At 68.3% G+C, this 21,187-nt stretch carries 16 protein-coding genes and 1 pseudogene; 7 read left to right on the top strand and 10 right to left on the bottom strand.

Annotated elements, in window-relative coordinates; translation table 11 throughout:
• Positions 1 to 396: 396 nt before the first annotated feature.
• Complete coding sequence (locus tag ACFYXH_RS36215) at positions 397 to 3,273, top strand: LuxR C-terminal-related transcriptional regulator (RefSeq protein ID WP_389572301.1); 2,877 nt, start codon at positions 397 to 399, stop codon at positions 3,271 to 3,273.
• An 82-nt stretch (positions 3,274 to 3,355) separates the two neighbouring features.
• On the opposite strand, the gene ACFYXH_RS36220 is transcribed toward ACFYXH_RS36215, so the two are convergent.
• Complete coding sequence (locus ACFYXH_RS36220) at positions 3,356 to 3,520, bottom strand: hypothetical protein (RefSeq protein WP_389572533.1); 165 nt, start codon at positions 3,518 to 3,520, stop codon at positions 3,356 to 3,358.
• A 304-nt stretch (positions 3,521 to 3,824) separates the two neighbouring features.
• Positions 3,825 to 4,049, bottom strand: a pseudogene (locus ACFYXH_RS36225) (IS110 family transposase); the annotation flags it as partial.
• A gap of 195 nt (positions 4,050 to 4,244) precedes the next feature.
• Between ACFYXH_RS36225 and ACFYXH_RS36230 the strand changes: the two are divergent.
• The 3 genes from ACFYXH_RS36230 to ACFYXH_RS36240 all read left to right on the top strand — a co-directional run bounded on the left by ACFYXH_RS36230 (position 4,245) and on the right by ACFYXH_RS36240 (position 8,209).
• Positions 4,245 to 4,973 carry a hypothetical protein gene (locus ACFYXH_RS36230; RefSeq protein ID WP_389572303.1) on the top strand — a complete coding sequence of 243 codons (729 nt, stop codon included), beginning with the start codon at positions 4,245 to 4,247 and terminating at the stop codon, positions 4,971 to 4,973.
• On the top strand, positions 4,970 to 5,743 hold the full coding sequence (locus tag ACFYXH_RS36235; protein ID WP_389572306.1) for an SbcC/MukB-like Walker B domain-containing protein: 774 nt from the start codon (positions 4,970 to 4,972) through the stop codon (positions 5,741 to 5,743). The genes ACFYXH_RS36230 and ACFYXH_RS36235 overlap by 4 nt, the downstream gene beginning before the upstream one ends.
• 195 nt (positions 5,744 to 5,938) lie before the next feature.
• A complete protein-coding gene (locus ACFYXH_RS36240) occupies positions 5,939 to 8,209 on the top strand; it encodes a Helicase associated domain protein (RefSeq protein ID WP_389572308.1) in 2,271 nt (756 codons plus the stop codon).
• A gap of 356 nt (positions 8,210 to 8,565) precedes the next feature.
• Here the strand turns inward: ACFYXH_RS36240 and ACFYXH_RS36245 are convergent, their stop codons facing one another.
• On the bottom strand, positions 8,566 to 8,895 hold the full coding sequence (locus ACFYXH_RS36245) for a subtilase-type protease inhibitor (protein ID WP_389572312.1): 330 nt from the start codon (positions 8,893 to 8,895) through the stop codon (positions 8,566 to 8,568).
• A gap of 316 nt (positions 8,896 to 9,211) precedes the next feature.
• Positions 9,212 to 9,508, bottom strand: coding sequence for a hypothetical protein (locus tag ACFYXH_RS36250; RefSeq protein WP_389572314.1), 297 nt, complete (start codon positions 9,506 to 9,508; stop codon positions 9,212 to 9,214).
• 85 nt (positions 9,509 to 9,593) lie between these two features.
• Here ACFYXH_RS36250 and ACFYXH_RS36255 point away from each other — a divergent pair, with 85 nt between their 5' ends.
• Together ACFYXH_RS36255 and ACFYXH_RS36260 are read left to right on the top strand one after the other, a co-directional pair.
• Positions 9,594 to 9,773: a hypothetical protein gene (locus tag ACFYXH_RS36255; RefSeq protein WP_389572316.1), complete on the top strand. Its 180-nt coding sequence runs from the start codon at positions 9,594 to 9,596 to the stop codon at positions 9,771 to 9,773.
• A gap of 419 nt (positions 9,774 to 10,192) precedes the next feature.
• Positions 10,193 to 10,840: a hypothetical protein gene (locus tag ACFYXH_RS36260; protein WP_389572319.1), complete on the top strand. Its 648-nt coding sequence runs from the start codon at positions 10,193 to 10,195 to the stop codon at positions 10,838 to 10,840.
• A gap of 21 nt (positions 10,841 to 10,861) precedes the next feature.
• Here the strand turns inward: ACFYXH_RS36260 and ACFYXH_RS36265 are convergent, their stop codons facing one another.
• From ACFYXH_RS36265 to ACFYXH_RS36275, 3 genes are all read right to left on the bottom strand, one after another.
• On the bottom strand, positions 10,862 to 12,442 hold the full coding sequence (locus ACFYXH_RS36265) for an ISL3 family transposase (protein WP_389572321.1): 1,581 nt from the start codon (positions 12,440 to 12,442) through the stop codon (positions 10,862 to 10,864).
• 106 nt (positions 12,443 to 12,548) lie between these two features.
• Positions 12,549 to 13,040, bottom strand: coding sequence for a hypothetical protein (locus ACFYXH_RS36270; protein ID WP_389572324.1), 492 nt, complete (start codon positions 13,038 to 13,040; stop codon positions 12,549 to 12,551).
• Between the two features lie 364 nt (positions 13,041 to 13,404).
• Positions 13,405 to 15,576 carry a CHAT domain-containing protein gene (locus ACFYXH_RS36275; protein ID WP_389572326.1) on the bottom strand — a complete coding sequence of 724 codons (2,172 nt, stop codon included), beginning with the start codon at positions 15,574 to 15,576 and terminating at the stop codon, positions 13,405 to 13,407.
• 621 nt (positions 15,577 to 16,197) lie between these two features.
• Here ACFYXH_RS36275 and ACFYXH_RS36280 point away from each other — a divergent pair.
• Positions 16,198 to 17,610 carry a hypothetical protein gene (locus ACFYXH_RS36280; RefSeq protein WP_389572329.1) on the top strand — a complete coding sequence of 471 codons (1,413 nt, stop codon included), beginning with the start codon at positions 16,198 to 16,200 and terminating at the stop codon, positions 17,608 to 17,610.
• 60 nt (positions 17,611 to 17,670) lie between these two features.
• Here ACFYXH_RS36280 and ACFYXH_RS36285 read toward each other — a convergent pair whose 3' ends face one another.
• The 3 genes from ACFYXH_RS36285 to ACFYXH_RS36295 form a co-directional block, all read right to left on the bottom strand.
• Positions 17,671 to 18,138 (bottom strand): hypothetical protein, encoded by a 468-nt coding sequence (locus ACFYXH_RS36285; RefSeq protein WP_389572332.1) that lies wholly within the window; start codon positions 18,136 to 18,138, stop codon positions 17,671 to 17,673.
• Positions 18,139 to 18,731: 593 nt separating this feature from the next.
• A complete protein-coding gene (locus ACFYXH_RS36290; RefSeq protein ID WP_389572335.1) occupies positions 18,732 to 19,127 on the bottom strand; it encodes a hypothetical protein in 396 nt (131 codons plus the stop codon).
• Positions 19,128 to 19,509: 382 nt separating this feature from the next.
• Positions 19,510 to 20,799: a PIN domain-containing protein gene (locus tag ACFYXH_RS36295; protein ID WP_389572338.1), complete on the bottom strand. Its 1,290-nt coding sequence runs from the start codon at positions 20,797 to 20,799 to the stop codon at positions 19,510 to 19,512.
• Positions 20,800 to 21,187: the final 388 nt, after the last annotated feature.

Genomic DNA, 21,187 nt, shown 5'->3' on the forward strand with positions numbered 1-21,187 from the left:
GAGTGTTGCACTCCGCGTCGACGTCCTGCCGCGAGCAGGGGACTGCTGCGGGCCGAAGGCCACGCAGGCCGTGGTCGCACGGCGGCCTGGCACACGGTGGCGGCAAGACCTGTCTCGGCGTGAAAGAGACCCTCAGGGTTGTCGGCACGGGCGCCTCCGTGCTCGGCATCTCAGCGAGCGTCGTCTCTGCTCGGATGACTGCGCAAGGCCGGCGAGGGCGAACCCACTCCCGGTCCATCGGCACGATGGCCGGCCACTTGAAGCCGCCATCGCTTCGATTCCTTTACGCGGGCGATGCCTGTGGTGGCTGCCAGCACACATGTGGCGGGGCCGGCCGGGACCAGGCGGGCTACCGGATCGAGTTCGAGCACGAGGAAACGAAGTAGGGGGAACGTGATGCGTGAGCGTGAGTGGGACACGGCAGTACGGGAGTCGCTGGCCTCGGCTGCGCCGGGCGCGTCGGTCCTGGTGATAGTCGAAGGAGAGGCAGGGACCGGCAAGACCAGGTTTGTACAGTGGTTGCTCGCTCTTCCTGAGCTCGGCACGGTGCATCGCCTGACGGTGACCTTCAAGGCGTCTGGTGCTTGCGTCGTCCGCGAGTCCCCCCGTGGGAAAGGCGCCGCGCCGGCGGGGCCGGAGACCAGGTCGGCACGCCGTCCCGAGCCCCCGCAGCCCGGAGCCCTGCAGTCCGGCGCTCCGAGGGCGCCCGCGTGGCCGGCCCCGCCGGCGGCTTCCTCTCTGAAAGAGCTGGCGGCCTCGCTGGGCACGGGTGTTCCGGTGCTGCTGGTGGCCGAGGACGTTCACCGTGCGGACGAGCAGGACGCTCGTGCACTGCGTACCCTGCTGGCCGATCCGCCGGCCGGACTGCGCGTTGTGCTGACCTACCGCCCCGAGGAGCTGGCCAGCCGCGGGCTGATCCTGGGCGCGCCGGTGGGGTACCCGGCTGAGTTGCCCGTCATCCGATTGCGGCTCGGGGCACTCAGTGAGGCCGAGGTGCGCGCGATGGTGGTGGAAGCGCTGGGCGAGGACGATTACTCGGATCCGTTTCTTGCTCGGCTCTACGAGCGGTCGGGGGGAATCGCACAGGTCGTGGCTGACCTGTTGAAGGAACTGAAGACGGCCGCGTCGCTGCCGGACCCGGGAACCGCACAGGCCGGTCAAAAGCGGTTCACGGCCAAGGACATGGACGAGGTCAGGGTGCCGGTTCGGCTCGCCGAGTCGGTGGTCGGCCGCTTGGCGGCGCTGGAGGAGGAGCCACGGCGCGTGGTCTGGGCGGCGGCAGTGCTCGACGAGGCCGCGACTGAGGAGGAGTTGGCCGCCATAGCGGCCCTGCCGGCGGAAAGTGGGCGTGCGGCGCTGACGGCTGCTCTGTCCGAAGCGGTGCTGCAGGAGTCCGAGCTCGGCCGGTACGGGTTCCGGGCACCGATGGAGGCCGCGGCCATACACCACGTACTGCCCGGCCCGGTGCGGCAGGAGCTGCACGGTCGCGCGGCCGAGGCGTTGGCGGCGCGCCGCCCGGTGCCGTGGGCGCGCCTTGCCCGCCAGCAGCTCGCCTCCGGCCGGATCGCGGACTGGCTTCAGAGCGTGGAAACCGCAGCACGTGAGGCCGTCGAAGCCGGAGACCCCCGGCTGGCGATCTCGTTGCTCGAGGACACGCTGGCGCGTCCTGACGTCTGTCAGTCGGACCGGGCTCGGCTGGCTTTGATGCTCGCGCGCAGCGTGATTCATGGGTTGCGCTCCGGCCAGACGCTGGAGGTCCTGCGGCGATTGGTCGACGACCGTGCGCTGCCCGCGGCCGTGCGCGGCGAGATTCGCCTCCATCTCGGGCGGATCCTGCTCAGTGCTGGGCAAAGTGGCCACGGGCGTATCGAAATCCTCAGAACGGTTGACGAGTTGAGTAATCGTCCGGCGTTGGCGGCGCGGGCCATGGCGGTCCTTGGGGTTCCCTACTGGCCCGGTGAACCGCTGGCGGACTGTCTCGTCTGGCTGGCGCGGGCCGAGACGGCAGCGGCCGAGAGCGGGGATGCGGCGGTCCAGGCGGCGGTCGCGGTGCACCGGGCGGCCGTGGTGGTTTGCGTGGGTGATCCGGACGGATGGCGACGCATGGAACAACTTCCCCGGGAAAGCGAGGATCCGCGGATCCTTCAGCACTCGGCATATGGTCTGTGCAGCGCCGCCTATGCGGCGATCTGGCTGGGCGAGTACGCGCGAGCGCGCGAGCTGCAGGCCGAAGGCCTGATGTTGTACGCACGAAGCGGGTCTCCGTTCGGAGAACAGCTGTCTCGGGGTATGTCGCTGCCTCTGGACATGGTGACCGGCCAATGGGCAGGCCTGGCTGCCCGAGCCCGTCTGTATGCGGCGGAGGTCGGCGAGCTGCCATGCATCGCGGGCGAGGCCAGGCTGGTGCTCGGCCTCCTCGCCCTGGCAAAAGGCGAGTGGAGCCGAGCAAGCACCTGGCTCGCCGCACCCGGCCTATCTGGGGCCGACGGCACCGTACCCCAGGTGGCGGCGGCCTCAGGCGGCCGCATCAGGCTCGCGCTGGCCCGCCAGGAACTGGCGTCCGCGGCGCAGGAGGCCGCTGAGGCATGGGCCAGGCTCCAAGCGGCGGCCGTGTGGGTATGGGCGGCGGAATTGGCCCCATGGGCTGTGGAAGCAACGGCCCGGGCGGGAGCGTTGGACACGGCGCGGACGATGGTGGATGAGTTCTCGGCAGGCATAGAGACCAGGCATGCACCCGCCGCCGCCGCGGCACAGGTGTGGTGCCGGGCGCTGCTGGCGGAGGCGGACGGCGAACTCCCGGCGGCGGGGGAGCACTTCCGGCACGCCCGCAGGCTCTACCAGGCGCTGCCCCGGCCCTATGAGGCGGCCCTCATCGCGGAGGCCAGCGGACGATGTGCTCTGGCAGGTGGTCGGGAGACCACCACAGGCATACAGGAACTGACCACCGCCGCACACGAGCTCGAGGTGCTCGGCGCGACATGGGATGCCGCTCGCGCACGAGCGGAACTACGAACCCACCAGAGTACCCACCCGCTTCGCCGTACGATCCGCCTCAGCTACGACGAGCGGCTGTCGCCCCGCGAGCAGGAGGTGGCCCAATTCGCCGGTTCCGGCATGAGCAACCGCGAGATCGCGACCACCCTGTACCTCTCCCCGCGGACGGTGGAGTCGCATGTCGCTCGCGCCATGCGAAAGGTGGGCGCGCTTTCCCGGCATGACCTTGCGCGTATGGTCCGCAACGGCGAGGCGGAAGCTGAACAGGCGGTGGGATAGAGCTCCGCAGACACGCTGCGACCTCGGCGATCGCATACATCCGGATTCCTCCGTGGAGGTGGTTTCCATCAGTGATTGCGAATCAGCTGGTCAATGGGCCTGTCAGCCATCCGCTCATGGCCTCGCTGGGTGTCTTATCACCGAGGACGAGGCGGGGACGGCGGTTGAGTTGGCGGGCGGCTTCCCGCAGATCCCGGGCGCTGTGAACGGTGAGGTCGGTGCCCTTGGGTGCCTCTGTGTTTGTCAAGCTGGTTGGTGTGGTGTCGTAGGCTCGGGTTTGGCGGGTCCGGGAAGTGACTTGTCCGAAGAATCGGCCGTCGGGGTTGGGCCGGCCGCGCTGGATGCTGTAGCCGCCCCCGGTTGTCCTCCCGGCCCGTCGTCCCGGTGCGTCGGCGCTCGTCACCGACCATCGTGCGCCAGACGTGATCAGCGAGGCGGCGTTTCAGGCAGCGTTGTGCTTCCCGGTGTGTCTTTCCTTCTGCGAGTTTGGCCTGGTAGTAGGTGTGGCCCCGGGTGCCCGGCATGCGGATCTGCGTGATGGCAACGGTGTGAAGTGCCGCGTTGAGCTGGCGGTCACCGCGCCTGGACAGGCGGTGGCGTGCCCGGTCGGCGCTGGCGATCTCGATGGGAGCGGTGCCGGCGTACTGGGCGAAGGCGCTGGCGGTCGGGAAGCGGGTGGGGTTCCCGGTCCGGCCCAGGAGTCGGGCGGCGGTTACGGCTCCGATGCCAGGAGTGCCGGTCAGTCGGCTTTCGGACTCTGCGACCAGCGCGGCCATGGCTTTGGCGTTGTCCTTCAGCTTCACATCCCAGGTCCAAATCTCGGCGACCAGGTCAGCGGCGAGGGTGTGGCGGGGTGAGCTCGGCCGAACCCACCGGGACCACCGTATCCAGCAGCCGCTCGGCTTTGGCCGCGGACAGATCGCGCGGTGCCCCGCCAGGCAGGAGTGCCCGCAGCAGCGCGTGGATGGCCGGTGAGCTGGCCCCAGCTCACCGACAAAACCCCCTGCACTGTGTGCGGCTCACCCGACCACCCGAACCCGGCCCGGCTGCGGGACGACCAGCCCACACGCGAGGACGAGCAGAGCGCCAAAACCGCCTTCGATCAGGCAGAAGAAGCCCACCGCAAGGTCACACACGCCCGCAGCGACCTCGCCGAACAGCACGCCCAAGCGCTTGGAGCCGCCACAGCCACCCCGGCCGGTGAACTCGAGGCGCAGCTGCAGGCTGCCCGCACCGCCCACCAAGTCGCCTGCGACCAAGCCGGACAGCTGCCTACCGCCCAGCAGGAACTGACCAGACTCCGCACCGAGCGCGACACCCGCACCCAGCTTGGCCAAGAGGCCAAAGACCGGCTGACCGAATGCCAGACCCGCCACAAGGCCCTGGCCCAGCAGCAGCACGCCATCGCCCTCGCCGTGGACGCCGCACGCGGCAGCGCCGCGACCCTCGACGACCGCATCACCGAACTCACCCAGGCCGCAAAGCACCTGTCGAACGCCATCAACGCCGCACAAGCCGCCACCGCCGCGGCCGAACGCCACCGCGACGCCCGCACCGCTGCCGACGACGCGGCCCGCGACGCCGCTTTCCCACCCGCGAGGAAGCCGCCGCCGCACTGCAGCCCGCAGCCCTCCTTGCGCAGTGGCAGGAAGAGCTCGAGCAGTGGGACAAGGACGACACGGTCGTCACCAACACGTTGAAGACACCCGCCCTGATCGAGGCCGGCCTCCAGCCACCCGCTGACCCACAGGCCGACGCCGACGCCCTGCACGAAGCCGAAGCGCGGGTAAAGACCACCGCTGGAGCATCCCGGCAGGCCGGCGACCGCGTCACCAACCTGACCAGTCTCATCGCCGACCTCACAGCCCGCCTGACCGACCTCGAACCACTACAGGTGCGCTGCACCCTGGCCGACCGCCTGGCCCGCATCGCATCAGCCACCGACGGCACCAACACGCTCAGCATGGAACTCGAGGCCTACGTGCTGGCCGCCCGCCTGGAAGAGATCGCCGACGCAGCCAACACCCGCCGGCAGGCCATGACCTCCGACCGCTACCTCCTCGTCCACAGCGACGAAAGGGATGCAGGCCGACGTGGACGCCTCAAGGCCGGACTGAGCCTCAGGGTCCTGGACGCCTGGACAGGCACCGAACGTGAAACCTCCACCTTGTCCGGCGGCGAAACCTTCACCACATCCCTCGCCCTGGCCCTCGGCCTGGCCGACGTTGTCACCCAGGAAGCCAGCGGCCGCCCCCTGGGGACCCTGTTCATCGACGAAGGCTTCGGCAGCCTCGACGAGCAGAACCTGCAGGACGTGATGGACGTACTCGATCAGCTACGCGCCGGCAACCGCACCGTCGGAGTCGTCAGCCACGTCGCCGAACCCGGCCGCCGCATCCCCAGCCAACTCCGAGTGATCAAACAACGCAATGGCTCCACCCTGCGCCCCCTGGCCGACGCTGACATCTGACCCAGCATCCGCCCGCACCGCACCGAGCCCGTCCCTAGGGGAAGGACCGCCTCTCCAGACCTGCCTCCACCCGGGCATGCAAGCCTGAAAACATCCACGACCACCCCACGGCCCCCGTACGCGGGAGAAGATAGAGGGCAGGGAAACCGCGGGCAGACACGTCTGCAGCCACCGCACGCCTGACAGTAGGAGAGCATGCCGACCACGGACCTCGAGCTTCGGCCGCACCAGAAGGACGCTGTCACCGCAGCGGTCAAGACACTGCGTACGCACCCACGAGCCAGCGTGGTGGCCGCCTGCGGTACGGGGAAGACCCTGATCGCCGCCCGCACGGCGTTCCGGCTGGCTGCCCGAGGCCGGGTTCTGGTTCTGGTGCCGACGCTGGACCTGTTGTCCCAGACGGTGCGTTCCTGGCACGCGGCCGGCCGCAAGAGCCGGGCGGTCGCGGTCTGTTCGGCCCGTCAGGCCGTCGAGCATCCCTCGGCCGGGGACATCCCGATGACGACCGACCCGGGCGAACTCGCCGCCCTCACTCCAGCTGAGGACGGGCCGGTTACCGTCTACGCCACCTACGCCTCCCTGCCCACCCTGCTGGCCGCCCACCACAGCCACCACCTCCCGGCCTGGGACCTGGCGGTCGTGGACGAGGCACACCGCACCGCCGGCCGGCTCGGCAAGGCCTGGGCGGCCATCCATCACGACGACCAGATCCCCGCCGCCCGCCGCCTCTACCTCACCGCCACCCCCCGCGTCTGGGACCCCGACGACGACCGCGGCGACGACCCCGTCGCCTCCATGGACGACGAAACCCTGTTCGGCCCGGTCGCCTACCGCCTCACCCTCTCCGACGCCATCGACCTCGGCCTGCTGGCCGACTACCAGATCCTCGTCCCCGTCGTCGACGACACCGACCTGCGGGACTGGCTCGCCACCGGGCCCGGCGCTGGCGCCGACGGCCTGCGCCTGGCCGGCCGGCAGGTCGCCGTCCTGCGCGCCATCCACGACCACCAGCTGCGCCGCGTGCTGACCTTCCACCACCGGGTCGCCGACGCCCGCGCGTTCGCCACGACCCTGACCGACACCGCCGCCGCGCTACCCACCCACCTGCAGCCCGACGGCCTGTGGTCCCAGTGGATCAGCGGCACCCACCCGCCCCGCGTCCGCCGCCGCATCCTGCTCGACTTCGCCGCCCACGCCCACCCCGACCAGCCGGCCGTCCTCGCCAACGCCCGCGTCCTGGGTGAAGGCATCGACGTCCCCTCCATCGACGCCGTGGTCTTCGCCGACCCCAAGAACAGTCCCGTCGACACCGTCCAGGCCGTCGGCCGCGCCCTGCGCCAAGCCCCAGGCGCCGGCAAAAAAGCCACCCTCATCGTCCCCGTCTACCTCACCCCCGACGAAGACCCTGACGACCTCCTCGGCGCCGACGCCTACACCCCCCTGTGGCGAACTGTCCAAGCCCTCCGCGCCCACGACGAACGCCTCACCGCCCGCCTCGCCGACCCCCGCACCCACCGCCCCACCCTCACCACCGACGAACCCGGCAGCTGGCTGCGCTTCGACCGTCCCACCCAGGAAGAAGAAGTCGCCCTCGCCCTCACCCTGCGCGTCCTCAACCCCAAGAGCGCGGAATGGCGCCGCGGCCTTGCCGCTGCCCGCCGCTACCACCGCACCCACCACCACCTCGACGCCCCTCAGACCTACGAGGACGACACCGGCTACCCGTTGGGCCGCTGGCTGACCTGGCAACGCCACCTGCACATCACAGGCGCCCTCGATGTCGCCCGCACCCAGGCCCTCGAGCACCTGGACATCGTCTGGGACCTCCGCCAACACGCCTTCGAACGCGGCCTTGCCCACGCTGCCGCCTACGCCCACCAGCATGGCCACCTCACCGCCCCGGTCGATTACCAGCATGACGGCTTCGCTCTCGGCCGCTGGCTCGCCACCCAGCGCAAACGAGCCGGCCAGCTCACCCCCGCCCGCACCCAAGCCCTGCAGGACCTGGACCCCCACTGGAACCCGCTCTGGCCCCTGACCTGGCAGCGCGCCTACCACGCTGCCCGTCGGTGCCGCGAGGCCGGCCACTCACTGACCGACGTGCCCAGGGACTACATCACCGACGACGGACATCGCCTGGGGGAGTGGCTCCACACCCAGCGCCGCCACCTCGAGCGCCTCCACCCCGGCCAGCAGCGCCTGCTCAGCGGGGTCGACCTCACCAAGGCCGATGATCAAGCCCTGGCGAGACGAGACTCAGCCACCCGGAGCCGGGAGCGAGGGCTCGCCGCAGCCCGTGCCTTCCACGACCGCGAGGGGCATCCCAACGTCCCTCAGCGGCACATCGAAACCCTAGACGGCGAGCCCGTACGACTCGGGCAGTGGATCAGCAACGCCCGCCGCCGCAAAGAGAGCCTCTCCGCCGAGCTCATCCGCGCGCTTGATGGGCTGGGCATGCGCTGGTAGCTGCCGCTACACGACTGCCAGCCCCCGGGGACGTTTGCCAAAGCGCGCTGCGAGTCCAGCCAGGCGGCCCCGAGGTTCAAAGGTCCTACTGCGCCCCTACGTCTTGGATATCAAGGCCAACTCACTCTTGCGATGCAGATATCCTGCGCGGCGCCAGATCAGGTTGGGAAGTCAGGAGAAGAACCTTCCGTAACCGTGATTCCCGGTCGCGGACCCAACGGCAGCAAACCGAGGGTGGGCCTCCAGCAGCTCCCCTTGCGCTGCTGGGGCCGGGAGGGGCCGCCACTCATGACGAGCGTAGACAACAGCGGCCCGGCCTCCACGATCGCGGAGGCCGGGCCGGGCAGGTGACGGACTCAGAATTCGAAGAGCTGAGTCACCTTTCCCTCCATCAGACAACGGTTCGCGAAGGTCTCCTCGTAGGAGATGCGGCGGCCTTCCCACACGCCGTCGACCGTGACGGTCACCGGGTCGTAGATCTGCGGACACAGGCGCTTATTGCTGTCCTTGATGAGCAGAGCCGGCCGGCCGTTCACGCCGCGCAGCTCGGCACAGGCGGCACGTGCGTCGGGGTGGTCGCCGCCGGGTGTCGGATTGCACCGCAGCGTCACCGCCCGTTGGACCGTCGCGGCAGCCGCGTTCTCTCCCTGACTGATCGCCAGCACCATCGCTGAGGGGGCGTACAAGCTGCTTGGTTGTGCTGACTCAGCGTGTGCCGGGCTCGCAAGGAGGACTGTTGAGCACGCCACCAGTCCTGCAGCTGCCATGGCCTTTCCTGCGAGGTGTCGCATGGAGCACTCCTTTGTTCGAAGGTGCGTGCCGATACGAGAAGCGTTGCGTACGCATAGGTGGAAAGCACATCGCAGACCGCTATTTCGGACGAGCGCTGTGGGTAAGCCCTGGCCGATTCGTGCATCGCTGCAGCTCGGAAACACAGGCAGCTCCCTCAACCCCCGGGCCACACCTCCACCACCCGGCTGCCGCTTTGCAACCCCGGTCTTCTCACCAGCCGCGCAAGGCCACAGGCTCGCGCACCAGCCGAACCACCTCGGCCGAAAGTTCTCCTTCGCCCCTCCCTGCCACTGCCCAACTCCGGCTCTTCCTGTCGATGTAGGGCCAGGGTTCAGGTGGCTTGTAGGCGAGCTCGGCCAGCTGCAGTCTGTCGCCCAGACTTGTCCCGCTGGTGAGGCCGACGCTGACGCGGTACTCGCGGTGCCCGGTGGCGAGGGTGCGGGCAGTGGTGATGCCCAGTTCGTCGAGCAGCTGCTTGCGCGTGAAGCCGTCAGCATCCGGCTCCAAGCCGTGCGGGCGCCCGGAAGCCTTCGAGGCCTGGCAGTGAGAAAGGCGGGCACACGAGTCTCACCCCCTCGAAAGGAGCTGCGCCATGCTTGCTCTAGCCGCGGCAGCGCTCTTCTTCATCGCCTTCCTGATCAACGCCGCCAAGATCGCGACCAACGAAGTCTTCTCCTCAGGAAACGTCATGCTGCTTGGCCTGGCACTCCTGGCCCTGCAGGTCGCGGGGACCGGCACCGCTTGGCGATCCGGCCGGGCCCGCCGACGCTGACAGCAACCCCCTCGAGGCAGTGACGGCGCGTCACTCCACCTCCCCGGGGTACACGCAGGGCATGACCCCGAAACCCCCACAGCATCACCGCCCCACCACCTGTACAGCAGAGCCCGCACCTCGTCGTCCGGAGCGCCCCGCCCCGGACGACGAAACGACCAGGAGGCCACGATGACCTCGCTCACGAGAGCCGCCGTGGACGCCTCGGCTGCTCCTGCATGGCTGCATGTGACGGTGATGGCCGTAGCTGTGCTCGTCCTCGTCTACAGCCTGGCCAGGCACAACAGCTAACCGCCCGCACTGATGGGGCTCGTTGAAAATGGTTCTGGCAGCGGTTTCGTGAAGAACACGTCCGGGGCGAAACCTTGGGTCGCCAAAGTGAAGTGCGATCCGTGCTCGGCAGGCCGTAGCTTCCTGGGATGAGCGGCTTCAACACGCACCTGAGACGGGTCTACGACGAGGGCCTGTCCCCGCGCGCCAGGCATACAAATTTGCGGTCTTGCCTCGTCCACTTCGCGCCCTACGGCTTCCGAGCCACCTATCACCACCTCTGCCTCAGCGCCGGGATTCCCAAGAATCTGGAGAAGGATCCGAACTCGCTCATACGCGCCGTCGAGCAGTTGCACCACGCCCGACAGCTCTGGCTCGCTGACGAACGTGCCTATGCCAACAGTCGCCGAGTGGACAAAGCACGTGGCTTTCGGCAGGTGAAAGCAGACGAGTCCTGGCGAGGCTGGCAGCGTGGGTGGGGGAACATCGCCTACTGCCCCGAGCCGACAATCCACCCCGACGAGCCGCTGCCAGTGGTGGTCGAGCGGGTGCTCCGTTCGTCGGTCCCGCCCGCTGAAGCTCCTGCGCTGACGTGCCGAGTATGCGGAAACCGGGACAACACCAGCGCCTGGCACGACGGCGCCCACCGGATCCATAAGCTGTGCAGGGAATGCGGGGTCAGCCTCGCGGTGCAGCGGGCCGACGGGCCCGACCCGCTGTTGGCGGCCGACCACGCCCGGCAGTGGAAGGAGATCTGGAGGCTGCGCAATGAATCTCCTCGCAGCTACCCAAGCTGAGTTTCGGCACAAGGGTCTGCATCACGGTGGGGTGAGAATCCGCGCTCGGAGGAGTGCGAAGGATGCGCGGCCATACATGCTCCGTTTGAGGAGCTTGATTCTGCAGACGTGGCCCTCGACCACGCCGGAGCTGTAGGACAGGGTGAGGCCGGCGGTGACGGCATCGATGTCCTGGCGGAGGAAGCTGGCGAAGGAGCGGATCGGCCTCAGGTCGCAGCGTTCGGCCTGCCGGATCCACTTACCCAGCAGGTGGCCACGGCGGTGACGGACCAGGTCGGTGAAGGCGCGGGCCAGGTCACAGGCGTTGGTGATGTCTGGGCAGGCCAGGCGGACTTGCTCCAGCGCATCGGTATCTCGCGGTGGGAGGTTCTCCCGTGGCCGCATGATCCACCCGGTGATCTTGCGGGGAGCCGGGATGGGCGCGGGGGCTGGGACGGCTGTGCCGTCACGCAGGGTCCCCACGTAGCGGGAGAGCGTTGAGTACCCGCCGCGGAAGCCGCGTTCGCGGATCTGCTGGTACAGCTCGGTGGCAACGGTGTTACCGGCGGCGAACTCGGCCTGTAGATACGGCTTGAACCGGTCGAGGGGTACGTTCCTGCGGTCGCGGGCGGATGTGAGCAGGACGTCGAAGCTGGTGTCGCGGTAGCGGCGCACGGTCTTGCGGTCCAGCCCGAGGCGGCGGGCGATCTCACTGAGCGGGTAGCCGACGTCGACCATACGGTTGATCTCCTCGTGGCGCCGCACGACCCGGTCCACGATCAAGGTCGGAGGCAGGGCCTCCAATGCTGGCATCCTCGGCTCGGCGCGTTGGGTGTGTTCGGCATATTTCTGCAGGCAGGCGCGATGCTCATGGCAGGTCTTCTCCACCGCGATGGAGAGGTTGCGCAGCAGGTGCCAGCGATCTGCCACCTCGGTTGCGTTCGGGGCGGCTTCTTTGACCGCGCGGGTATAAGCACTGGCCCGGTCCCGGCACACCACCTCGACCCCAGGGTGCCCGCGCAGCCAAGCGGCCAGCGTCTCGGAGGTCCGGTCCGGAAGGACGTCAACCGGCCGCCGTGTCTCGATGTCGACAAGGATGGTTCCGTAGCGAACGCCTCGCCGGAAGGCGAACTCGTCCACCCCTAATACTCGTGGGGCCCGCTCAGTTGCCGCCGGAGTGTGGATCAGCCGCAGCAGCCTCATTCGCCCGGCGGGCACGGAGAGTTTCCTGCACAGTCGTGCGCCGGCCCGGCCACCCAACTCTGTCGCGATAGCTCGGAGCCAGCTCCGTAGTTCAGCAGTGGCCTGCTGGTGGCGTTCCGTCAGGCCTGTGACTTGCTCAACGAACGTGCGACGCAGGCAGGTTGGAAAATCGCAGAAGAATCGGCGCACGGTCAGCCGGACCAGCCGCGGCCGACCTCCTGCAGGGCAGTCGGCCAGCGTGCGGCGGTAGCGGCTGTGCACCCGACGGGATACCGCACCGCAACCCCCATACGGTCTCGAAGGGCAGTTACTCAACGCGTCCACGAGCAGCTCGCCCATGAACGCCGCCACACGCTCCACCGTCACCCCGGCTATCCCGGGAAAGAGCAGGTCTTCAACCGATAACCGCGCAACCCCCATGACCAGGGCTTTCCCTACCAAGCCACAGTCTGACCTCGTCGTTCACGAAACTGCTGCCAGAACCTTGAAAATCCCACCCCCGTACTCAGGGGTGGGACAGCCCTGCTCACTCCGATTCCCCATCCGCAGCCCTCATGGTGCTCCCGGCCCCGTCCGTAGCGTCAGGCGGGACCCTTCCCGCCGTCAGTCCTTCACCGTCCTGGAACTCGATCAGCACCCCACTGTCGGTGAGATAGATCCAGCACTCAGGAGAGCACTCCAACACCGCCTCGGCATGTCTCGCCACCAGTGCGGCCTCCAGCGCAACCGACGGCACCGCAAGGTTGGCCCAGAACACGACCACGAGTTCATTCGCCCCGGCGTACGTGCCCACCATCCTGCGCAGTTGGCCGCCATCGAACGCCCCACACCGCTCGATCACCTCGGCCCCGTGCCAGTCCAGCCGGCTCGATCCCACCGCTCCAAAGCGCTCCAGGCTCAGTGCGGCGAAGGCACGGTCCTCCTCGTACGAGAGCACCATCCCGGATTCGCCAAGGGCTTCCAAGACTCCCGCGATCCGCTCTGGTTGCGTCCCGTACATCTCGCTACCGCTCAACATGGCCCCCGAACGTGCCGTCTGCTCTGTCCCGCCTGTTCAGCAGGCTAGGCCCTTAGGGCAGTGGCCAGGTTGGCAGGAGGACCGTCTCACTCGCCACGCTGGCCGGTCGTCAACTGCTGCACAGACGAATCGGGCCTTTGGTGCATGCGTATGCAACTGGGGAACGAAGAGCGAACCTGGATGATGGTCTGCAGGGGAGTGTCAGTTGGGCATCGTCATCTAAGTGTCAGTGGCGCAAGCCCGGTGACCTGGCGGTTGGCACTGACGGGTGGTGCTCATCTGCTTCTGACATGACTGACGAAGGGCCATGTCGTTCTCGTGCACACCGCTATAGCGGGTGCTGGGTTTGCGCTGGTCAGAGGGGTCACGTCCCCGGAGTGTCGGAGTGCGGCCAGAGCGCTGCGACGCGTTCCTCCATGGAGGAGATGAGGATCCGTTCCGGACGGCCTGCGAAGAGGTAGAAGAGTGATTCGGGGACGTAGCCGGGGCGGCGGAACCAGTTGCGGACCTGTTCGCCGCGTCCGTGATCATCTGCGATCTCGCCGAGGACTTGTTCGGTGTCCTGGTAGATGTGGGCACCGCGCAGCCGCCCGGCCGATCTGCTGATCATGAATTCCTGCAGCGGGGCCGGCCCGCCGCCCGGGCTGGGGGTTCGTCCCCAGCTGCCGAGTGACGGTGTGGACATGAGGATGTCGTTGACGGTGTTGGTGGTCTGGGTGTGATGCCACACCTCCAGCAGTGTGGCGTGACGTCCTTGGTTGATGAGGTGGTCGGCGAGATTGGTCAGCAGGCGGCCGGTCAGCATCATGTTGCGGCGCACGTCCACGGGCACTTGGGTGCCGAGTACGGCCAGTGCCCCCTCGCGCAGCAGGAGATCGGTGATGGAGACGGCACTGGCTCCCCGGGGAGCGACGTGACAGGCGCTGAGCACGATGACGGGCGGGGTGTGCTGCAGGCCGAGCTCGATGTGTGGTTCGTTGCCGATGACGATGGCCGCTGTGTTGGCAATGAGGGTGCCGTGCGCGCTGATGATCAGCAGGTCTGGTGTGTGCTCGCTGACGGCCTCGCGCAGGGCATCCAGGGAGAGCGTCTGCACCGTGTGGATACTCAGCCCCTCGACGTCTTTCAAGGTGTCCTGAGTGATCCGCCAGCCGTCTCGTGAGATCTGTCCCACCCGGTCGTTGGCGGGGATGCATTCCGCCACCAGGACACGGATGCGGTTGTTCCACTCGACGCCGAGGGCGACGGCACCGGCGTTTTGCACGGTGCGGGTCAAGGGCAGCAGTGGTTCGTACGTGAGTGGCAGGCGCGCCGCCAGCGGGGCGGTGTCGCCGGGCATGGTGGCAAGGCCCAGCGGGAAGTTGGAGAACACCGTGAGCATCGACGCCCGGTTGACTGCCTCCATCACCGGTTCGGTGAACAAGGGCCTGACGACGACGTTGAGGCGGCTGAGCAGTTTCTCCACCGAGCGGGGGCGGTCCGCGGCAGAGTCCCGGAAGTGCTTTTCCAGGTCGGCCAGCAGCGTGAACGCGCTGGGGGGAACGGAGGGCATCATCAGTCCCAGGCTGTCGTTGGCGACGGCCCGGTGGGTCAGCGTGTACTCGATGGCCGCCCGTTCGACGTGGGCATCATCGCGTTCACCGATCTCGGTCGACCAGGTGTCGCCGGCGTCCACGGCGGCGAGCGGGCGGACGCGGCCCTTGCGCAGCTGAGGGGGGTAGGCGCCGCGTACGTATGCGGGTGCGACCCCGGGCAGCGCCAGAGCAACCGGCAGCCGCAGTCGTGCCTTCTCCTCAACGACCGTCAGTTCAAAGACCGGTTCGGCTTCTTCGGGAGTCAGGCCTTGACGCTCCAGTCGGGCGGTGGCCGCGACGAGCGTGTGCCCCTGCAGGGTGCGATGAAGCAGCGTACGGGGTTCCTCGTCGGCGAGCGCATCGATGCTCCAGCCCATCCGGCGAGCCATGAGACGCCAGGGCAGGTCCAGCGCGGCCAGGTCCAGTCGGCGGCTGAGAGTGACCTTCTTCGCCAGCGGAGGGATGTTGGGGCACACGCGCTCCTGGATGGCCTGCCAGTGTTCTTCAAGACTCGCGTCGCCCAGAGACGAGAAGGAGGCGACGGGCAGTTCGACCCCCAGCGCGACCGCACCCTGTGCGGTCCGCTCGACAAGCTCGTCCGGGCATAACGCGAGCATCGGCCGCCACCACGGTGCCAGAGCCAGGCTGTTGAGCGCGGTCACAGGAACGGGCATCACGTGATGTCCCATCGCCAGCTGCTGCAGGCCCTTCAGCTTCCATGCTTCAAGGTCGACCAGGTCTCCTCGTGACTGCGGCAGGTGCAGGCAGTACCACAGTCCGGGCAGCGCCCGGGCCACGTCCCGTGCCAGTCCGTGAGGGATGGCGAATTGATCGGGGTCCTCAAGCGGTGCGTCGATGACCGGAGAGATCTCAGTGGGAGCAGCGCCGTCCTCCGGGTCGAACACCACGAGGTAGAGCAGATGTCTGCCGGCATCGGAGGGTTGAGGGGCGGGTGTCGTCACTCCTAGAGCCTAGTGCTGTGCAAGGGCCCCACCGTGTCTCGCATATCCGCCTGCGGCATCCTCCAAGGGGGTGCCGCTCACCGTCGAGCTCGCCGGCCAGCATCCGGGCGGCCCGTCGAGCGTGCTCTCGTCGCCGATGCAGTCTGCGACCTGGTCGATGAACGCAGCGGGTGCCCGTCCGGCCAGGATCGTGAAGATGGCGGTGGAGGTGCCGCCGCTGCCCACGCAGGCGCCCCCGGTTGCCGCGCCTTGCCGCGCCGGGTCGTTCAGCCTCTTAATGGTCAGCCGTCTTCGGATCCGGACCCGCGGCCGGGCGCTTCCTGTGTGCCTGCCAAGGCCCGGAGCTTTTACGGACCGTGTGCGTCGGGTCCGGCAGCGTCCGGGTCACGCACCGTGTCTTCCACCAGGGCCGGTGCGTCGTCTGAGTGGGTCGCAGGCAGCCATGGATCGGCTGCCGCCGTTGTGGTGGTCTCGGCCATGCTGGCGCTGATATCACGCCATGTCAGGCGTACCGCTGGGCGTGTCGATCATTCGTTCGATAGGTGTTCTTCCGACCCGGTGCCGGGCATCAGGCCCGGCACTGTACGAGTTCGGGGGTTCGACCTGATGAACCACAGATGGGTGAGACGTCTCGCGGGCCAGGTTGCGGCCGTGATGCTGCCGGTGGCGGTTTTCGCGGTGATGCCGACGGTGGCCAGCGCGAGCGACACCGGCGGGCTGCGGGTGGAGTCTTACGTGTTGCCTGCCGGCGCGGCAAAGCCGTCACTTGAGCAGCTGCAGAACGGGGACGGCTTCGCACGACTGCGGCAGCTCGCCGCCGGGGCAGAGCCACAGGCGCAGATGCCGTTGGAGACGGTGGGACCGGCCGCCTCCTACGCTCCCCTCTCGCGGCGGGGGTCCGGCTCGCCGGCCGTCCCGGGGCAGGCGGGGGACCGGTCCCCGGCGGCTGCAGCGCCGCGGGCGGCTGCTCCGGAGCCTGCCCGGACGATGACCTTCGATGAGTGCAAGAAGGGCCTGGGCAGCGACAAGAAGTTCTTCGTCAAGTCTCGCTTCGCCGTGTGCGACGGGGCATCGTTCCTGCAGACCTGGCTGCAGAACAACCGCCCGGTCGGCCAGAGCATGTTCAACGTCCGCGTGATCGGCACCATCGCGAGCAACAGCCGCACCATCAACTTCCAGTACTACTTCACCGACTTCATCACCACCGGCAGGACCGGCGCCGCCTCCATGCCCATCACCACCAAGGGGAACATTCCGCAGAGCTGGCCCTCCCGCGTGCGCTACACGCGCGGCGGAAATCTGCCCGCCGGCAGTAAGACGTTCGCTCAGCTGAAGGCGGCGCGCACCTTCAACCAGACCGTGACCGCCGCGCCCGGGCAGGGCAGCAGCGGCTCTACCGACCTGATCTTTTCGGTGTACGAGCCGGTCGTGACCTACACGGCCCCACCGCCGTGGAAGCTGAGCGGTTCGACGGGCGGCAAGCTGTTCATGCTCGCCCCGCGCTGGGACGCCGCGTCCTACCTGGCCAACTCCACCGGCGGCGGCAACCCGGCCAGGAGGGGCGCCGCGACGTTCAGCTACATCACCGCGCTCACGCTGAGCGCCAAGCAGGGCGCGGAGGAACAGGCAGAGGCCGCGCACATCCGTCAGGCCTTCCTTGTCCCGCAGGACACCAAGCCGTACATGTCCGCGAAGAAGGTCCCCGGTCAGATGGCCGCGGATCCACTGCACCGCACGGTGAGCAGCGCCCGCATCGACAAGAACAGGTATGAAGCGGTCAAGCAGTGCAAGCGCTACTGGGGACCCAACTACGCCAGCGGCGGCAAGGAATGCGACGAGTACCCGTTCGCCAGCACCTACGAAGGGGCCGCGCAACCGCAGTACGACCCGGACGCCAAGAAGTTCAACTTCTCTGTGAAGCCGATCGCCCGGGACGACAACCAGGCCGGCGGCCTGATTCTGAAGAGCTTCTACGCCAAGAACCGCATCATCGACGGACTGGAAGACGGCTTCATCGTCAAGATCGTCGCCTGATCTGGCGCTTGCCCGGCGGGGGCGGCCACAAGCCCGCTCCCGCCGCAGCGCTACCAGTCTCTATGCGTCGGCCGGCCAGAACTGGATGAGGTAGCGCTCCACTCCGACACCGGTGCCTTGGCCCTCCGACAGCGCAGCGGCCTCGGCCCGGCCGCTACAGCTGACCCGGACACTCCAGGAGCCGCCTGAGTCCGCCAGTGTGATGACCTCGTCCATCCGGCCCGTGTGCATCGACCACACCGCAAGCTGTCCGCTCGTCGACTCGAAATCAGCTTCGGCTTGCTCATCCCAGTCCGCAGGATCCTGCGGCGGCGGAGCTGCGTCCCACACCTCGACGTCCACCGTGGCGGTGTGGGTGTGACCGCCACTTGTGATGTCCAGACGCCCCGTATGGGTGCCGACGAATGCGTCGCGGTGGAAGTCGTCGGGGAACGGAACGGGAAGGTCCGCGTCGTCGGACTCCTGCAACCCGAATGCGTAGTACCCCACGTACGCACTCACGCGCTGCCGCCGGACAACCTGCGCCACGAGCACCCCTTCGGTTCAGCGGACATGCCTTGGCCAGGATGCTAGCCGCGACCTGCACGGACCTGGAACACAGCGCAGAGAACCAGCCGAAGCGCGCCTGTAGCCCGCCGCGTCCGCCCGGCCTTGGCCGCCTGATCCTGCCCCGGTCCCGCCGCCTGCCGCGGCGGGCCCTCGGATGCGTCCCGGTCCTGGTTATTCGTGACTTGGCATGCAGTTCGGCGGCTCCGCGGCGGGGGAGGAGCCCCGCCGCGGTCGGTCTGGGCGTCGCCTTGGCTGCCACTCATCCAAGGGCCAACGGGCCCCGGCCCGCACCTTGTCTCCCGGATCCCGTCAGGGGCCGTCCTCGCTGTTCCCCGGCAGGGGACAGCGAGGACGGCCAGCGGCAGGCCCGTTTCAGCGGGTGGTGGGCTGTCGGCTCTCGGCTGGCCCTGCGCACTGGGGTGCTGTTTGTGTCTGGTGGGCTACCGATGAATGTGGTTTGCGGGGTGACGGTATGTCCGTCGCGTGGTTTGGAGGGGATGCTGCTGCGAGCGCGGCAAAGCCCGCGGCGGGTGTTCAATGTGGGAGCGGTCGCGGGGCTGCGTTATGTCGCGTCAGGAAGCTGTGTTCTGCGGTGTGATGGCGTGGATCACTTCGGATATGTGTCGGTTCATGCGGATGCTGGTCGTGCCTGTCGTGAAGAGGGCTGTGCCGGCTATGGCTGTCGGAATGGAGGCGCCCAGGACGGCAAGTAGTTCAGGCCAGTCGCGTTCGGCCTCACACCGGCCGCCGCCGGCGGCCAGCTCGTTGGCTTCCCGCCGGTCGGTGAAGAACCGGGAGTCGCAGTCCGCCTGGCTGCCGTGCGCCTGGTCGACGGTGTAGGGGGTGAACAGCAGAACGGCGAACCAGAGCCACAGGGCTCCAGTGGCGGCGAGCAGGACCACCCCCCACTTCCGCAGACGCGCGGAACTCTCGTCGAAGTACTCCATGGTGTAGGTCAGAAGAGGCATGACGCAGCAACCTACCGCCTCGAACAAAGATGGAGATCGGCCGGTCGATCGCCCGCCGCGGGTAGGCCGCCGGCGTCGCGTCGCGTCGCAGGTTGCCGTGCCCAGCTCGGTTGGCGGCCTCGTGGTGGTTGTCTCGCCGCGATGTCGCGCCGCAGGCCCGCCGACGTCGCCGACCGTGCCCGTGGTCCCGGGCGTCCTGCGTCGCCGTTGTGCCGTCCATGGCCCGCGGGTCCTGTGGTGGTGCGGCGTGGCTGGCCTCGTCGACGGTGCAGGGACCCGGCGAAGGGGGGCACGGGCAGCCAAGTGCCGTCCCGGTACGGGCGTCGGCGGGAGCAGTATGGCGCGGTCGGGCCGGTGAGGGCACACCGGCCAGGCGGCACCGCTACGCGTCGTCCTCCGGTTCGTCCTCGATGGGCGCCGAAGAGTAATCCTTCGCCTCCACCACCCATTGACGGTCTCCGTCCGTCCACATGGCGTCGACGAGCTGCTGCCTGCTGCTGAGGAAGTCCTGCCTCTCGCTGGTCGTCATCCCCAGCGTCGCCATCACCGAGAGGATGACCTCAGGCCATGTCGGGTTGCGGCCTTCGTCCCTTGCTGCCTGGAGGATGCGGTCGGGGGGGATCGTGTTGTAGATCGGCGACCGCCAGTCGACCTCTGCCGCATCCGGGACGGCCTGAATCGTTCCCGTCGAGAGCATCTGGATGCGGAGGTTCTGAGGCGCAAGGTTCGCGAGGATGCGCGGGCCCCAGTGGCACGCGGCCATGACGAAGCGACCGCCGACGAGTGCCGGACCGGCGATCTGCCAGTGAGTAGAGGCCACGAAGTACTCTTCGTCACCGAGCCGGTAGGCCTGAACGCCGCTCACGTCCACGAGCTTGACCGCGGGCATATGCCCGTATCTGAGCCAGCCCAGCGCCTCGTCGACCGTGCCGGCCTGTGTCATGACCGGGAACGGTCGCCGAGCGTCGAGACTGCCCCAGATGCTCCGCGCCGCGTTCTGGACGAAGGTGATGGCCTTCTCCTCAAGCACGGTCCGCACCTCGCTCTCGTCGACCGCCACTTGCGGGGCGACCAGCGCGAGAACTTCGCCGAGATTCGTCAGGTGTTTGAACCGGTCACCCAGGCCCTCGATGTCAGCGTCCATCGGCGGGGGATACGCAGCGCCCCCGCCCTTCGTGAAGTCCTTGTGGTTGCTGCTGACGAAGTACACGGCCTCGTCGGGGTGGTCCCGTGCGTACTCGATGGCCGTCAACCAGATCGCCACGTCCCGCGCGCCGATCTTCACAGCCCTGTTGCCCTCGCCCTTCCGCCTGGCAGGGGGCAGGACGTTGGCCTCCCTGAACATACCCTCGCGGAGCGCTGCCTCGTTCGTCGGTAGCACTTCCAATAGCTCGCCGTACTTCGACCGCCAGAGCTTCCGAACCCCCTCTGGGTCCGCCGCGCCGAGCACCGGTTCCACCTGGTGGCTCTTGCGCTGCAGTTGGGCAAGGGCGGTCGCCGCTGCCTCATGCACCTCGGCATACTCAAGGGCCTTCTGGGCCGCGAGCTCCTCCACCGCCATCCACGGGGCAGCGACGCGCTCCGTCTTGGTCCGCTTGATGGCGCGGAGGACCTCCGCCTCGCTGCCGTCGAGGCTCATACCGCGTATGACGCAGCTGTCCAGAATGATCACGATCTCGCCTTAGCTCTCGCGGTACGACCCGCAACGAGTAGCACCCGCAGGCTGGTCCCTGCACCCGAGTTGACACAACACGCGGGAGCACGGTCAGCCGGGCAGTTCGGCCCGCTACGGCAGAAGCAGCATTGACGGCCGGTGATGGGCTCCAGGTCCGCCGATCTGGTGTCAGCCCGGCACGGTCGCCGTCTCGCCGAGCAGCCTCGTTCGCGGTGCCCCTGAGAGGGTGCGAAGCCGTCGGTGGGTCCGTGGCGGGTGGTGTACGGGGAGGGGCTGTCGAGTCCGGTAGAGCGCGGCTCTCATCAGTGGGAGCTGGTGGGTTGAGGCGGAAGGCCGAGAAGGTCCTTCGTGTGTCGCGGCGTGGTAGCCGGTGCTGGCCGGGGCC

This window comes from Streptomyces sp. NPDC002730 (genome assembly GCF_042888805.1).
Taxonomy (GTDB): domain Bacteria; phylum Actinomycetota; class Actinomycetes; order Streptomycetales; family Streptomycetaceae; genus Streptomyces.